Annotated in this window: 13 protein-coding genes and 1 pseudogene; 10 read left to right on the top strand and 4 right to left on the bottom strand. The window is 35.5% G+C overall.

From position 1 onward, the window contains the following. The first annotated feature begins 655 nt into the window (after window positions 1-655). The 3 genes from zwf (at window position 656) to LZP85_RS08830 (ending at window position 3,661) form a co-directional block, all read left to right on the top strand. Window positions 656-2,146, top strand: coding sequence for a glucose-6-phosphate dehydrogenase (gene zwf / locus LZP85_RS08840; protein ID WP_206782349.1), 1,491 nt, complete (start codon window positions 656-658; stop codon window positions 2,144-2,146). Window positions 2,147-2,409: 263 nt separating this feature from the next. Further along, the gene (gene fsa / locus LZP85_RS08835; RefSeq protein ID WP_076512938.1) at window positions 2,410-3,078 is read left to right on the top strand and encodes a fructose-6-phosphate aldolase; all 669 of its coding nucleotides are present in this window, start codon (window positions 2,410-2,412) and stop codon (window positions 3,076-3,078) included. 109 nt (window positions 3,079-3,187) lie between these two features. Further along, window positions 3,188-3,661 (top strand): hypothetical protein, encoded by a 474-nt coding sequence (locus LZP85_RS08830; protein ID WP_226639171.1) that lies wholly within the window; start codon window positions 3,188-3,190, stop codon window positions 3,659-3,661. Window positions 3,662-4,019: 358 nt separating this feature from the next. Here LZP85_RS08830 and LZP85_RS08825 read toward each other — a convergent pair whose 3' ends face one another. Further along, the gene (locus LZP85_RS08825; RefSeq protein ID WP_242529466.1) at window positions 4,020-4,265 is read right to left on the bottom strand and encodes a hypothetical protein; all 246 of its coding nucleotides are present in this window, start codon (window positions 4,263-4,265) and stop codon (window positions 4,020-4,022) included. Window positions 4,266-4,435: 170 nt separating this feature from the next. Between LZP85_RS08825 and LZP85_RS08820 the strand changes: the two genes are divergently transcribed. The 4 genes from LZP85_RS08820 (at window position 4,436) to LZP85_RS20880 (ending at window position 7,861) form a co-directional block, all read left to right on the top strand. Continuing rightward, complete coding sequence (locus LZP85_RS08820) at window positions 4,436-5,641, top strand: MFS transporter (protein WP_206782351.1); 1,206 nt, start codon at window positions 4,436-4,438, stop codon at window positions 5,639-5,641. Between the two features lie 320 nt (window positions 5,642-5,961). Beyond that, window positions 5,962-6,855 carry a LysR family transcriptional regulator gene (locus LZP85_RS08815; protein ID WP_206782352.1) on the top strand — a complete coding sequence of 298 codons (894 nt, stop codon included), beginning with the start codon at window positions 5,962-5,964 and terminating at the stop codon, window positions 6,853-6,855. A 471-nt stretch (window positions 6,856-7,326) separates the two neighbouring features. Beyond that, window positions 7,327-7,482: a transposase gene (locus LZP85_RS08810; protein WP_206782353.1), complete on the top strand. Its 156-nt coding sequence runs from the start codon at window positions 7,327-7,329 to the stop codon at window positions 7,480-7,482. Beyond that, complete coding sequence (locus tag LZP85_RS20880; protein WP_206782354.1) at window positions 7,445-7,861, top strand: IS3 family transposase; 417 nt, start codon at window positions 7,445-7,447, stop codon at window positions 7,859-7,861. The genes LZP85_RS08810 and LZP85_RS20880 overlap by 38 nt, the downstream gene beginning before the upstream one ends. 458 nt (window positions 7,862-8,319) lie before the next feature. Here LZP85_RS20880 and LZP85_RS08795 read toward each other — a convergent pair whose 3' ends face one another. Together LZP85_RS08795 and LZP85_RS08790 are read right to left on the bottom strand one after the other, a co-directional pair. Beyond that, the gene (locus LZP85_RS08795) at window positions 8,320-9,165 is read right to left on the bottom strand and encodes an STAS domain-containing protein (protein ID WP_234562155.1); all 846 of its coding nucleotides are present in this window, start codon (window positions 9,163-9,165) and stop codon (window positions 8,320-8,322) included. A gap of 618 nt (window positions 9,166-9,783) precedes the next feature. Beyond that, window positions 9,784-10,188: pseudogene (locus LZP85_RS08790) on the bottom strand (shikimate kinase); the annotation flags it as partial. Between the two features lie 395 nt (window positions 10,189-10,583). Between LZP85_RS08790 and helD the strand changes: the two are divergent. The 3 genes from helD (at window position 10,584) to LZP85_RS08775 (ending at window position 14,503) form a co-directional block, all read left to right on the top strand. Further along, a complete protein-coding gene (gene helD, locus LZP85_RS08785; RefSeq protein ID WP_119542662.1) occupies window positions 10,584-12,920 on the top strand; it encodes an RNA polymerase recycling motor HelD in 2,337 nt (778 codons plus the stop codon). 293 nt (window positions 12,921-13,213) lie between these two features. Continuing rightward, window positions 13,214-13,990, top strand: coding sequence for an SDR family oxidoreductase (locus LZP85_RS08780; RefSeq protein ID WP_206782356.1), 777 nt, complete (start codon window positions 13,214-13,216; stop codon window positions 13,988-13,990). A 69-nt stretch (window positions 13,991-14,059) separates the two neighbouring features. Next, window positions 14,060-14,503, top strand: a complete 444-nt coding sequence (locus LZP85_RS08775) for a cell wall hydrolase (protein WP_119542892.1) — start codon at window positions 14,060-14,062, stop codon at window positions 14,501-14,503. A 64-nt stretch (window positions 14,504-14,567) separates the two neighbouring features. On the opposite strand, the gene LZP85_RS08770 is transcribed toward LZP85_RS08775, so the two are convergent. Then, window positions 14,568-15,944 (bottom strand): aminotransferase-like domain-containing protein, encoded by a 1,377-nt coding sequence (locus tag LZP85_RS08770; protein ID WP_206782357.1) that lies wholly within the window; start codon window positions 15,942-15,944, stop codon window positions 14,568-14,570. Window positions 15,945-16,024: the final 80 nt, after the last annotated feature.

Raw genomic sequence — 16,024 nt, 5'->3', positions numbered from 1 at the left:
AGCGAATTCTGTTAAGAGTGTTTATGCAAACTAGTACTGCATATAATATTCATTTGTTTCTCTCTCTTTATAACGTTTTAAGATGAACGTTTTAGGTTGGAAGCAAACTCTGTAAAAGAAAACGGAAGATGGTTTAGTTACGAAAACGCTCTAACAGATGAAGATTATACACAAGTTGCAGAACAAGTCCTCAAATCTCTTAAAACATCCGATGAATCTTGGATTACTTCGTTATTTTTATAACTTTTCAAAGGTGAAATAAAGCTTCTTTGAGGCTTTATTTTTTTGTTTTTTTCTCAATAGCTTTTTAGAAATGATAATTAGTCATGTTATAAAGCTGATTCTGTTTCAATTTATAAATGGTTATTTCCTTTTTTTATATCTAACATACTCCTATTATGTGTGTTATGTAAAAAAGCATTCTTCGCGCACTTTCAAACAACGTATATTTAGTGATTTTCTGTTCATAATATCCCACACCGTAAAAAATATAATATATAAACGTCTCAAATTGATGACCATTATCTATATAAGCTGATGTCAATGAATAATATGTCCTTATAATACAGATGATTAATGTCTAGATAATTATTTAGTGTATATGAATTACTTTGTTATACAAGAGGAACTTTACATAATAAAAGGAGTATTGGCAATGGACTCAATGACTTTTGTTTTATTTGGAGCTACAGGAGATTTAGCTAAAAGAAAAATAATACCCGCGTTATATAATTTATTTTTAAATAAGAAAATGCCTCAGCCGATTTCTATTGTTGGCTCGGGTAGAGAAGAGATGTTTGATACGGATTTTCAAAACCTAGTAAGAGAGTCAGTGGAAACTTTTTCTCGACGAAAGGTAGACAATCGTTCAAGCATGGAAGATTTTATAGGTTATTTCAGTTATATTAGCTTGGATGCAACAGCACCAGAAGATTATAAAGATGTATTAAATCATGTTCAACAACGTGAAAAAGAATTAGGAATTCCAGAAAATCGAATATTTTACCTATCAGTAGCACCAGATTTTTTTGATTCTATCGCATTAAACATTAAAGAGAGCGGGCTAGGTTCTACAAAAGGTTGGAAGCGCCTGATAATTGAAAAGCCATTTGGACATGATTTAAAATCTGCGCAAGATTTAAACCTAAAATTAAGTCAAGCATTTAAAGAAGATGAAATTTACCGTATTGATCACTATCTTGGAAAATCTATGGTTCAAAACTTAGAAGCTTTAGAATTTGCAAATCCTATACTTCAATCACTATGGAATAACGAACACATTGCTAATGTCCAAATTACGGCAAGTGAAACGGTAGGGGTAGAAGAAAGAGCTGGTTATTATGACCAAGCAGGTGCAATTCGAGATATGGTTCAAAATCATATGTTGCAACTCGTAATGATGACGGCTATGCACCTACCAAAAAGAATTAATTCAGAAGAGATTCGTAATGAAAAGAGAAAAGTAATGGAATCACTTCGCCTCATAAAGAAAGAGGAAGTAGGTATGCACGTTATTCGCGGTCAGTATAGTGCTGGAGAAGTTCAAGAACAATCTGTAGTTGGATATAAAGAAGAGCCTGGTATTGACACGTCTTCACAAACTGATACATTTGTAGCTGCTAGATTGTGGATTGATAATCCATTTTGGACTGAAGTCCCTTTTTATATTCGCACAGGAAAAAGAATGAAAAACAAGTCTACTCGCATTGTGATTGAATTTAAAAACTCGTTAAAATATTTGCATGTTACTGAAAAAAGAAACCTGGCTCCTAATTTGCTAATTATTGAAATTAATCCACATGAACAGGTCTCTATACAACTTAACAGTAAAAATCCATTAAATAACGGAGAAATTGAACCTGTAAGAGTAAACTTTTCATTGGATCAAAAGGACGTACCTGAAGCCTATGAACGGTTAATCTTTGATGCTTTCTGTGGAGATCCTACTTTCTTTGCTCACTGGGATGAGGTGGAGATGTCTTGGAAATGGGTACAGCCAATCCTAGAAGCTTTTGCAGAAAACCTTTTACCTCTTTATTCTTATAAATCAGGTTCTTATGGGCCTGAGGAAACGAATCGTTTACTGAGTGCAAACGGATTTAAATGGTGGTTAGATAAGGATAACTTTCCAACTTTAGAAGGGTGAGACCTTTAAAAAAGCGTCTATTATTTGAAATAAGAATCTCCCTGGGATGGGAATGATAAGGACCATAGGAGAAAATAATATCTATTGACATGTTTCGAGCGTTAGATCAGAGGTCAATCATTTGAATTTACCACAGAAAACGTTGTTCAACTTACTAAAAATGTATTACATGGTTAAATTAAGAGATATTAGGGAAAAGAAAGTAAACAAGCTTATGCTCTATTGTCTTGTAGCTAAAAAAGATTTGATGGAGGAATACAACTATGAAATTTTTTATTGATACAGCAAACATTGAAGATATTAAAAAAGCATATAAAGTAGGCGTTTTATCCGGTGTGACAACAAACCCATCTTTAGTGGCAAAAGAAGGCGTAAAGTTCGAAGATCGCATTGAAGAAATTCTAAAAATAGTACCTGAAGTAGAATCAGTTTCAGCAGAAGTAACACCGGATGCTGAAACCGCAGAAGAAATGATTGCACAGGCAGAAGAATTAATTAAAATTAACGGCGGAGATAAAAATATTACAATCAAACTTCCAATGACAATCCCTGGCCTGGAAGCAACACGTTACCTTTCAAAAAAAGGCGTGAAAACAAATGTAACACTCATTTTTACCGTGAACCAGGCACTTCTAGCAGCGCGTGCAGGTGCTACTTATGTATCTCCATTCTTAGGACGTTTAGATGATATTTCAGAAGACGGTGTCCACCTTGTATCAAAAATTGCAGAGCTGTTCCGCGTACAAAACATTGATTCGCAAATTATTGCGGCTTCTGTCAGACATCCAGATCATGTGACGCGTGTAGCGCTTGCTGGAGCTCATATTGCAACAATTCCTTATGCTGTCATTGAACAACTAGTGAAACATCCTTTAACTGAGCAGGGAATTGAAAAGTTTGCAGCTGATTGGAAAAACGCTGTTAAGAGCTAATTTCTCTACCTAAAACGATTTATTTAATGGAAGGAACGTTAGCTGTTTAAGAATTGTTAACGTTCCTTCTCATTATAAGGATATTAATACGACTAAGGGGTTAATTAGTATGGATTTATTAAGTAGTAAAGTAATTAAGACTACCCGTGGTTTGGAACTATATATAGATTCAGTAGAGAATATCACGATTAAAGGGATTCATATTCCAACTACATCTAAGCCATATTATGGGGTTAAATTTGAAATTGATTATTTTTTATTAGAAGAACATAAATATTATGACCTTCAACAAAATTATTTCTGCCTTGTTATGAGTGAAAACTTTCAGTCAATCAAGTTAGAGGAACCAGAGATGCAAAGTTTATTTGGTGTTAAAAATGAAGAGGAATTTAAAGCAACCAAACATCTCTTAAGTGACTGGTTAATTAAAACAAATGCTTATAGAGAAGCAATTCTTCAATCTCTTAATGAACATAAAGAGCATGGTACAAAAGAAGGAAATGAAGATATTAAAAAAACAATTACATTCTTAAAGGAATTATTAGAACTGAAAACAATAGACATAGAGCAAGCGCCTATCTAAAGAACGGTTTATTATTTTCACTATCCGGTATAGTAAAGAAGCTCCAGAACTAATTTAATCGTTCTGGGGCTTCCTTTATTTTAGAAGAGTTTATATAACGCATAAGACTTTACATATTCAAGTTCGTTGCAGTGATTGATGTTCACTTTCACTACGTTGTTTTATAGTGCACCGGAAGTGTTTGTATCAGAATACACCATGTAAATTAATGGTGTTTTAGTTAGTGAAAAGGATGATGAAATTAAAGAAGTTTCACTTGAGCTTAACATGTATTCTTTTCTTGAGTGCTTGTTCGTAAAACGAAGATGCACTAAGTGAACATTAAATGGTTTAAATATTGCTTAGTGGATTAGGCTTTTTATTTTATAGCTTCATTTAGAATATTTTCTGCTTTTTTCATAGGTTTATATACAAATACATGTAAAGATAACCCTATTACTGCAGTAACATTTAAAATAATACTTATAACGGGTAATGTAAATTGGAAGAAAATAGAAAGGTGTTCATTCATACTTATTGTGGAAGTACTAACTCCACAGTTTATATCACAATATAAATAAATGACAGTATGCTTAATTGTATCAATATTACAAGAACGAGTCATTCAATACAAATTTCAACACTTTCTATTTTCTTTTTATCTGTCCAAAAACGACTTAACATTTATCGTCAAAAATAATGAATATTATCATCAATTACCTTCACTGTTATTGATGATAATGCAATGTTATTCTATACAAGAAATCAATCAAACACATCTTAGGAGGTATTTACATGAGTGGACATGAACATTCACTACCGAAGTCAAAGGGAAACACATTTGCACTCTTTGCTTTGGCCGCAACATTCTTTGGTGTAGGAGTCACAGAATTCATAAGCGTAGGTGTCCTTCCTGCTGTTGCTAAAGAATTTACTATATCAACATCGACAGCTGGATTAATTGTTTCTATGTATGCGCTAGGAGTTGCTGTAGGAGGTCCTATTTTAACTTCTCTAACGGCTAAACTTTCGCGAAAAAAAGTGTTATTATCCGTTATCGTTCTGTTTATTATCGGGCATATTATAACGGCTATCGCTCCTACTTTCAGTATTGTACTAACAGGACGTATACTATCAGCATTTGCACATGGTGTGTTTTTTGCTATAGGTTCAACGGTTGCTGCAAGTCTTGTTCCTAAAAATCGTCAAGCAAGTGCCATTGCTTTTGTATTTGGAGGGTTCACCCTAGCCACTGCCATTGGTGCTCCTATAGGGACCTATATCAGTGATATTTTTGATTGGAGATTCCCATTTTACGGAATTGCATTTATTGGTGTAATTGCTCTTATTCTTAATGCTATTGCAATTCCGAGTCAACAATTAAAAACAGAAACACCTCCATCCTATAAAGATCAATTAAAGTTAGTTGGAAACGGAAGAATCTTGTTGGTTTTAGCAGTTACTGTTCTAGGATACGGTGGGACATTTGTAACCTTTACGTATCTTTCACCAATTCTCCAGGAAATCATGGGTATCGGTGCTAAGAACGTAAGTATTATCTTATTTATATACGGTATAGCTATTGCAATTGGAAATGCTATCGGGGGACGTTTTGGAGATCGAAAACCACTTAAAGCTTTACTTTATATGTTCATTATACAAGCTATTATTTTATTGATTTTCACATTTACTGCGCCGTTTAAAGTAGTTGGTCTTATTACAGTCGTAGCTATGGGACTGTTAGCATTTATGAGTGTTCCTGTATTACAATCATACGTATTAACCCTCGCTCAACGTTATGTGCCAAGCGCTGTAGATGTTGCTTCATCTCTTAATATTGCTTCATTTAATGGAGGAATTGCATTAGGCTCATATGTAGGTGGACTTACTACGGATATCATGGGGTTAAATCACACACCTTGGGTTGCCTCCATTATGGTTTTATTAGGTGTTCTTCTTACTTTCGTAACGATAGGGTTGGAAAAGAAAGAAAATAAATAATAAAGTTTGAAAGATAAAAATTAGTTGTTGAAATGTTATCAAAGGTTCTTATAAATATAATTTCTTACAAATCAAAACTTCTTGCAAGAAATAAAATGTTTTAAAAGGGAATTGTATAAAAAAATTGGTAAGATGGTTGTAGACGAAGTATGAATCTATAGCCTTCTTGCTTTATTTTTTTAACCACAGAATTGATATAGATTAGGATCACCCTTATTCATATTTTCATCTGAAATTGTTAATAAAATGTAATCATGAGATGATGAAGTATATGTAAAAAATGAAAGAATGGTTGGGTATTTTCGAAAGGAGTAAAACAGATGGAGTTACGTCAACTAGTGACTTTTCGAATGGTCGCTCTAACAATGAATTTTAGTCGAGCTGCAGAGGCCTTAAACTATGTTCCCTCAAATGTTTCCATGCAAATTCAATCCTTAGAAGAAGAGTTGGGGGTAAAATTGTTTGATCGTTTAAACAAACAAATTGTATTAACAGATGCTGGCGAACGCTTCTATAAATATGTAGAAAGGATTTTAAATGATGTTGAGGAAGCAAAAAATAATGTGAATGATAGTGAAAATATGACAGGTACTATTACCATTAGTGCAAATGAAATTTTATGTGTTTATTTGCTTCCAGCCATTTTGTATGAATTCAGGAAACAATATCCTAACGTACGTGTGATTTTCCGTCCAACACCTTCTAACGATCTAAAACAATCTATTTATGAAGGGAAAACGGACGTTGTATTTATACTGGAGGAGCCTGTAAAGTCAAACGGATTAAATATTGAGCTACTTCGCAAAGAGAGCTTTCGTCTCCTAGTTGCTCCTAATCATCCCCTTGCAAGTCAGAGCAAAGTTGATTTTGAGGACATTCAAGGAGAGTTTTTCTTATTAAACGAAAAAGGATGCACATATCATACAACATTTGATCGACTCCTTGTTCGTGAGGGGGCTAATGACTTTACAACCCTTGAATTTGATAGTGCGGAAGCCATCAAACAGTGTGCCATGCTTGGAATGGGAATTGCTTTTCTTCCTGAAATCTCTGTTGCTTCCGAGCTTGAACAAGGTAAGTTAGTTTCTTTATCTTTAGATCTAACAGAAATTAATTTTGTTTCTCAGATGATTTGGCATAAAGGAAAGTGGATATCGCCTGTCATTCAAGCATTCCTTGATATTGCAAGAAGTTCATATCAACATAAAAATTAACTATTTCTTTTATGAAACCGAATTGGGCTATTTTTATAGGGACGAGCATATGTATAAAACATGCGCTTTTTATCCATTTCTTTCTCGTTCGCCTCCTACTAAAGCGTTAGTATGTCAAAGATGTATAAAAAGCTGCATATCCGATAAAAATCATCCTACTCCGAACCCTTATCCTGCATGGGTTCCTTTAATTTTGATTATGGTAACTAATCAATGAAGCAGAAGCTAGTGTTAGCTATCGAAGTGAAAGTACTAGCGCTAGTTCTTCAAAGGCTAGTATAACTGTCATGAGAGTAGATGCCATTGAATTCTTACTGAAGAATTCAAAAGAAGGTTCAAAACGGATATATTAAGAAAAAAGATTAATAAATTAAATAAACCCACTCTTCTTTCTAAGCGTGGAGTTAGTATAGTTTCATGGACACCATTTAATTAAGTCCTTACAATAACTTTTGAGAGGATGTGTCCGAAATGGAACGTAAACGTGCAGGCAAAACATACAATGATGAGTTTAAGGAAAGGATTGTGGATCTATATCATGCAGGAAACTCGGTTAAAGATTTAAGCAGCGAATATGGCGTATCAGAAGTTGACGAAAGAAATCCAACGAATTCATGTGAAAAGTAAAGCACGTTATGGTGCTCCTAAAATTCATCAGACTTTAGTGAATAACGGGTGTTACCTAAGCCTAAAGCGTGTTCAACACTTAATGAAAAAGGCAGGAATTCGTTCGATCACAAAGAAAAAATACCGTCCTTATCCGTCAAAAGAAAAGGTTATACAACTAGATAATCTGTTAAAACGAGATTTCTCTACTTCTAGTTTTAATCGAAAAAGTTTACAGGAAGATCTTATATGCGGCTGCTTTTATTGTTTGGAAATTTTTAATCCAAAAGAACTTGAAGAATGGGAAGGCAAAAAAGAAGATACGGCGATTTGTCCTCGCTGCGGCATCGATTCTGTAATAGGTAAAAGTTCTGGTTTTCCTATAAAAAAGATTTTTTAGAGAGAATGAATCAAAAATTTTTTCATTGGAATTTAAAAACTAAACTATTAGTGTTAGAGAACATGTAGAGTATTAAGATAAAAAAATGAAATATATTCAAAACAGATGAGTAAACGAAAATACCTTTAAGCTTTATGAAGCCTGTATTACACATAGCTAAAAACAGATAATTGCGGTGATTACCTGGATATGAGATGAATAATACATAGGTTACGCTAATCAAATTTCTTTATCTTAATTATCACCCAATAAGAGGAGCAAATAAATGTCTAGTTCTAAAAGACAAATGATGGACGCTGCTTTAGCTCAACATTATAAAAGAGGAGGTGGTTCAAACGGGATAGAGCTGAAACAAATTGAAAACCTTTAATCCTAATTTGAAATAACTTCGTCCAGAAAAGATTTACCTCGAAAGGAATCTTTTCTGGACAAGTACAGTATTAACAAAAACTTATAGATTAATAGGTTTTAGATGTCGCAATTGCTTGTTCAAGGCTAGAGACAATTGAGATTTTACTGAAATCAATCCCGATTTGAATAGCAGTTTGTGCAATTTCAGGTCGAATACCTGATAGTGTAGCTTTTACACCTATTAAGCTTAATGATTCAATTAATTGAAAGATTTGATGAGCCACCATTGTATCAATAATGACTACTCCGGATAAATCAAGCAAAAGGTGACGAATCCCCTTATCTACACATTGATTTAAAGTGTTCTCAAGAATAAACCTAGCGCGGTCTGTGTCAATCTCACCTACAATAGGAAGTAGGGCTAAGCTTGAACTTAATGAGATGATAGGTGAGCTCAGTTCTATAATCAGTTCTTGCTGAGCCTTCAATCGTAGCTGAGAATGCGCATGATATTCTCTAGTGAATACAGTCATGACGTAATTAAAGTTTTTAATCACAACACGATTCCACCTATTGATTGTTTCTTGTGAATACGTTTCACTACTTGTCCGAACAAATTCTTCAATTAAATCCAAATACTGATTTTGCGTAACGAAAAACTCATGTAAAATGACGTCGATTGGCGTGTTTAAATGTTCTTCATCTTTTGAAATTGAATTAATCCATTCATCGAAGTGAATGGAAAACTGTTCATTTGACTCGTTATTATCAAAGACTTTACAAAATCGAATATGAAATTCATGGTTTTGCTGTTTTACTTTATCAATTACGAGTGGATCATTTGAAGCATATACACCTAATGAATTTTCTTTGTCTAATGATTCATACCAGTTTTCAGTCAAAGACCATGTGCGTTCAACTAAAAAATGATATAATTTGTGATTTCTATGCATCGTTTATTATCTCCTTATACAAGTGATGGCCATCATCGATCTTTCATGTTGTAAACAGTAAAGTCGTTATTATCTTATAAAGAAAAAAGCCCTGGATTTAAAGGGCTTTTTCTGCTCTTAAATTATTGTGCGTGCAGTTTTCACTTTATTAAATTTAAAATAGACTGCTTTGTGCTTGTTTATCTTAACATATTAATATAGAGAAAAATACCTTTTTTAGTGTATATATGCTCACAAGGAGTATTTTGCTAACAGCAGTTAACTTAGCTTGAAGGGGGTATAGTATAGCTTTACAGACAAGCATTCAAAGCGTAGAATGACTCTAACGAATAGACAATTTACTATTTTAAGAATCTTAAAATGTGGGTTGATCTTATATAAGGGAGCGTCCACAATTGGAAAATCAGTTTTCTCAATTAATAGAGAACAACGAAAGCGTTCATATTTATTATAATATTAACGATAAAAGAAATTACTTGGACAATCTAGTGCCGTATATTGTTTCAGGTGTAGAACAAGAAAGACATACGTTAGTAATTGAAATTGAAAGATTAATTCCGCTCATTTTTAAAAAGTTAGAGGAAATGCTAACTAAGGAACAATTAACATATATACACATTCTACGTTTCTTTTTGTTGGCTTATGCTGCAGTCTATTTGACGTTTTGTTTCGGTCAATGCTTTCGTTGAGATCCGCTTCTAGCTCCACAAAATATATCGTACCGCATTTTGATTCAAAAATGTCGCATACTTCTTTAACAAAACCCCAATCGCTTTGCATATCAAACGCCCATACATAAGTGAAAATTATACCTTCTGCGTCACTTTTTGCAACAGCTTCAAAGATTTCTTTACGGAACAAATCTACTAATCTCCACATTTCTTCGTTGAATTGAAACAAAGGAGCAAGAAGCTCAATAGTCATATGGTTATGAAACAGCTTCAGTCCCGTACTTTTCTCTAACTCTTGTCCTACCGTCATTTTTCCAACCGCCTGTGGGCCGAATATGAGAACGAACTTCATCTAGTTTCTCCTTTCTGCCGTAAGCTTACTAGATTATCATTATATACATTTGGTAAATTTTATCACAAATAAACAAACAGCGGAAGAAGAGATTCCAACAACTAACAATTTACCGTAGAGGTGCGGAATTGCACCAACTCCAATCAAGAATGATAGCATAGCTTCTTCATAACCACGGCTTCTGCTTATCTCAAAAAAGCATTAAAAAAGGATGAAGGTATACAATACCCTCATCCTTGGATTTATATTTCTGCTGAACATCTTGAAAACAAAACAATTTCATGATAAATTAGTATAGATGCGTATCTATATTTGTTATCGATTATAATTTTCCCTACTATAATTATAATATAGAAATGATGCGCTAGTCAACTATTTTTTAAGGGGTGTTTGCGATGGGTTCGGAACTTCAGCAGGAACAAAAGCGCGTAGACGATGTTACGGAAAGAATTAATGAAGAAATAAATAAGCTAGAAGAAGAGACGACAAAGCGTAAAGAAGAAGTCATTCATATTCGCAAGCACTTTTGGGATGAGGTTAAGGTAAATACGGATACGTTTGATGATTACCTTGAAACGATTATTGGGTTACGTCAGGAAGCTCAGGCGCTATCAGTAACTCAAAGTACACATAAACATTCCTCTAAGCGATTATCCACGTTGCATCGGATGAAAGAGCTTCCTTATTTCGGTCGTATTGATTTTACAGAAGAAGGAGATTCAGCTCCTGAAAGCATTTATATTGGAATTGCTGCTCTTAATGACCAAACCGGAGATGATTTTTTGGTTTACGATTGGCGAGCGCCTGTTTCCAGCGTCTATTATGATTATCAGCCTGGGCCGGCTCATTATATGACGCCTGGTGGCATGATTCAAGGTGTGCTTGAAAAGAAATGGCAGTACCTTATTCGTAACGGGGTGATTCAGTCCATGTTTGATACAAGTTTGACGATTGGAGATGAAATCTTACAGCAGGTTTTAGGTAAAGGTACAGATAAGCAAATGCATAATATCGTTGCGACAATTCAAAAAGAACAAAATAAAATCATTCGCCACGATAAAGGACGATTATTGATTGTTCACGGGGCAGCTGGAAGCGGAAAAACCTCGGCAGCTCTGCAGCGAATTGCGTATTTATTGTATAAATACCGAGACCACATCAATGCGGATCAAATTATTCTGTTTTCACCTAACTCTATGTTCAGTAGCTATGTTTCAAACGTACTACCAGAGCTTGGAGAAGAAAATATGCAGCAAGTGACGTTTCAAGAGTATTTAGACCACCGCTTAAGTAAAGCATTTCAAGTAGAAGCGCCGTATGAACAGTTAGAATATGTTTTAACAGCTAAAAAGACATCTTTCTATCAAGCGAGGCTCGCAGGCATACGCTTCAAAGCATCTACACGCTTTTTCGAAGCTGTTCAAGCCCACAGAAAATCACTTGAATCAGAAGGGATGCTATTTAACGACGTTGTGTTTAGAGGGAAAGCAGTTGTAACAGCAGAAGAAATGGTAGAACGATTTTACAATTTTGATACATCTCTCCGCTTTCATAATCGACTTGAAAAGTTAAGAGATTGGTTATTGAAGCAGCTAACTGACTTTCAAAAAACCGAAAGCAAAAAGCCTTGGGTTCAAGACGAAATCGAGCTTTTAAGCAATGAAGATTATCATAAAGCACATGCGTATTTAGCTAAAAAACGCGGATTTAAAAGAGAAGACACCGCTGATTACGATATGGAACCACAAGCGCTTGCAAGGCTGATTGTGCGTCAAAAGCTAAAGCCGCTGCGAAGCAAAATTAAAGCGCTGCAGTTTATTAATTTTATCGGAATATACAAACAGCTGTTCACGAATTCTCTTGAAATAACGAAACACTTAAAAGACAAGGCGCCTGCTAATTGGCCTGACATTTGTGACATCACGGTCGATACGTTAGAGAAAGATAAGCTTTTTTATGAAGACGCTACGCCGTTTTTACTTCTAAAAGAAATCATTGAAGGGTTTCAAATAAACAGCGCTATTAAGCATATCGTCATTGATGAAGCGCAGGACTATTCGCCGTTTCAGTTTGAGTTTTTAAAACGTTTATTTCCAGCTGCACGAATGACGGTACTTGGTGATTTCAACCAGGCCATTTTTGCTCATGCAAGTGAAAATGCCGACTTTAAACTATTAACGAACCTTTATGGTGAAGAGCAGACGGAACTGATTAACATTACAAGAAGCTATCGATCGACAAAACCAATCATTGAGCTGGCGAGAAGGCTTGTGCCGAATGGAGAAACAATCGTTCCATTTGAGCGCGAAGGTAAACGACCTGCTCTTACACAGCTGTCAGATTATGATGAGCTCCATCAAGCAATTGCCTCCAAGGTTGATGAGTTCAAGAGCGAGGGCTACAACAGTATTGCAATTATCTGTAAGTCTGCAGAAGAAAGCGCATCTGCCTACGAAGCGTTAGCTAATATTAAGGAGCTTAAGCTATTAAAAAGCAACTCTCTTGAGTATGAGCAAGGAGTAGTAGTTGTTCCCGCATACTTATCAAAAGGAATTGAATTTGATGCGGTTATCATCTACAACGCATCAAAGAACGTATACGGCGAAGAAAGTTTACGCCGGACGTTTTATACGGCTTGCACAAGAGCTATGCACGACTTTCACCTATACAGCGTAGGGGAAGTCAGTCCGTTTTTAGACAAAGCACTTCGTGAAGGAGCACTTGACGTGTAAGATAATAAAAGATATTTACTTCCTTTACCTCCTGGGTTATGATGAAATCATCATGGAGATATATGGAAGGAGCATAATGCAGATGGCTGGTATTCGATAATGGTTGATAAACAAAATGAATAGACAAATTCCCTTTTTATGAAAGGGTTGTTTTTCATTGTTACCATTATAGGATACGCCTAAGCTTATGTATGAGTAAGACAAAAAAAGCGGGTGCCTATTAGCATCTGCTTTTTTGTTAGTCTATATCTCCAATCGTACGTTGGTCGGCGCGTCCACAAGGAGATGCGAATATGCCAAAATTACCAAACAAAATTGCCATTATAACCGGAGCAAGTCGAAGTAAAGGAATAGGGTCGGCCATTTGTCTAGAGTTAGCCAAACAAGGGGCAGATATCTTCTTTACTCACTGGTCTCCTTATGACCAACAAATGGACTATTTTAAAGGCGAAGATACAAGTTGGTCTGAAGCCTTATTAACAGAAATTAAGCAGCTTGGAGTAAGGTGCGAAGCGATGAAGCTTGACTTATCTAAACCTGATGCGCCTGAATATCTGCTTAAAGAAGTGGAGAAGCGACTCGGGATACCTTCTATTCTAGTCAACAATGCAACTCATTCCATTGACGTTAATTTTCGTGCCTTAAATGCCGACGTACTTGATGACCACTATCGAGTAAACGTACGCGCAACGCTCCTTTTAACAGCTGAATTCGCGCGTCGACTGGACGGCAAACATAGCGGGCGAGTCATTAATATGGTATCCGGACAAGATAAATCACCTGAACCCGGAAACCTTGCCTATATTGCAACGAAAGGTGCGGTGTCTACATTCACTAAATCAATTGCGATTGAGCTTGCTTCTTTAAACATTACAGTGAACGCTGTAGATCCTGGTCCAACGGATACGGGTTGGATGAACGAAGAGTTCAAGCGAACTTTACTACCTCGATTTCCAATGGGACGAATTGGAAATCCAGCTGATGCAGCCAAGTTGATTGCCTTCTTAGCTAGTGATGAAGCCGCATGGATTACCGGACAAATTATTCACTCTGACGGTGGATTTTTGTAAAAAAATCAATTTTCCTGTCCACTAACATCAATTTTGGCAACTTTTCATACTATAGGTTGAGGTGAGATTATGCCAAGAGTTCAATATAAGGATTCAGATGTTGCGTTAATGGCTAGAATGATGCGAGCGGAAGCAGAAGGTGAAGGACAGCAAGGAATGTTATACGTTGGAAATGTCATTGTAAACCGATTAAAAGCGAATTGCATTGACTTTAAAGGTCTACGAACAATTCCGCAGGTTATTTATCAAGTGCAAGGAGGTAACTATTCCTTTGAAGCTGTTCAAAAAGGGAATGTTTTTTATCAACGAGCAAGAAGTACAGAGAAAAGATTAGCCAAGAAAACGCTTGATTTTTGGCGTGAGCATCCTGCAAAATATGCGCTTTGGTATTTTAACCCATACGCTCCGTGTCCTCCAACTTGGTACGACCAGCCATTTGCAGGTCAATATAAAAACCACTGCTACTACGAGCCGCAGCCGAATACGTGTGACAGTGTGTATACTGGATCGTAAAGTTAATTTAAAATAAAAAAGAGTTCATCGCCTTTATATTTTAAAGATGAGCTCTTTTTTTGTTTTAAAACCGCAAAAGGTTTTGAGGCGTAACACGATATTTTCTACTACTAATAAAGGTAATACAGCTCGCAATCTGTTTTACTCCCAATTTAATTTGGCTTTCATTTACCTGAGAGATGCTTAGTCTCAGTATATGGTCATTCTTATATTCCGGAAGAAACATTCTAGTTGCATCATCTACATAAACATCCTTTTCTTTTAATAAATTAATCACCTGCTTTGCCATCACGGTGTTTGGAAGAAAGATAGTGAGATAAAATCCGGAAGTAGGTCTAGAAAAAGAAGTCTCAGCAGGTAGATAGCATTCACAAGCTTCCTGAAGAAGCTGCATTTTGTGTTGATATACGTCTTTTATTCTTTTAATATGCCCATTAAGCATACCACTCTTCAGGTAGATTTCTAATGCTCCTTGAGAAAGTACGGAACTATTAAAGTCTGAACTGAACTTGTAGCGAGAAAAATTGCTAATCATTAATTTTGGAAGCACAACCATCGCAACTCTTAAACCAGGAAGGAAAATTTTAGAGAAGCTTTTAATATAAATCACTCTTCCAAACGGTGCGTAAGAAAAGAGTGGGTCTGATTTTGAATCGGGATCTAGATCTCCCAAGAAGTCATCTTCAACTAAATACACATCGTATTTTTCAGCTAATTCAACAATCTTTTTCTTTTCATTATTAGTATAGCTATGTCCAAGGGGATTTTGAAATCTCGGTACAATATAGAAAAATTTAATATCATTGTTTCGAAATATATACTCTAGACGCTCAAGGTCAATTCCTTCCATTGTTAGCTCAATACCAAAAGTAGTAGCTTGATGCAGAGTAGCGGATTCAATAAAGCCAAAATACGTGGGCTGCTCAATGAGAATATTGCTTTTTCCATTTGGGAAAGGCATTGAGACTAATAGATTAAGAGCTTGCTGAGAGCCAGATACAATAAATAATCTGTCTGGATTGGTAAAAACCTGTAGAGTTTGCAAATAGTTCACAAGCTGAACTCGTAGTGAATAAAGACCTTGCTGTTCAGAATAAGTAAATAGTTCTTCTTTATATAGATCTATCGCTTGGTTAATACAATGTTGGAATTCGATGTAAGGCATAGAATCTTTGTCTGGACCTGCTGATAGGAAATCAATCACGTTATCTGTACCTGCAAAACGGTGTAGCTCATTCACAACATAATAGCCGCTTTTAGGAACAGAATAGATAAGATGCTCCTTTTCTAATTCATTATAAGCTTTGACAACTGTGTTTTTGCTGCAACCAAATTTTTCAGACAAGTTCCGTATGGATGGGAGTTTACTTCCCGTTGACAACGAGCCGCTAACTAATTGTGTTTTTATTTCTTCGACAATCTCTTTGTATTTTGCTTGCATGCTCTTTCTCCTTATTCTGTACCAGGACAGATGGTTAAAAAAACGGTGTATATTCACAATTTCTTCCACTATTATTTTCA

The sequence above is a fragment of the Priestia flexa genome, from assembly GCF_021441905.1.
Classification (GTDB): Bacteria; Bacillota; Bacilli; order Bacillales; family Bacillaceae_H; genus Priestia; species Priestia flexa.
Note: the sequence above shows the minus strand (reverse complement) of the source record. Positions and strands in the feature narration are given on the sequence as shown.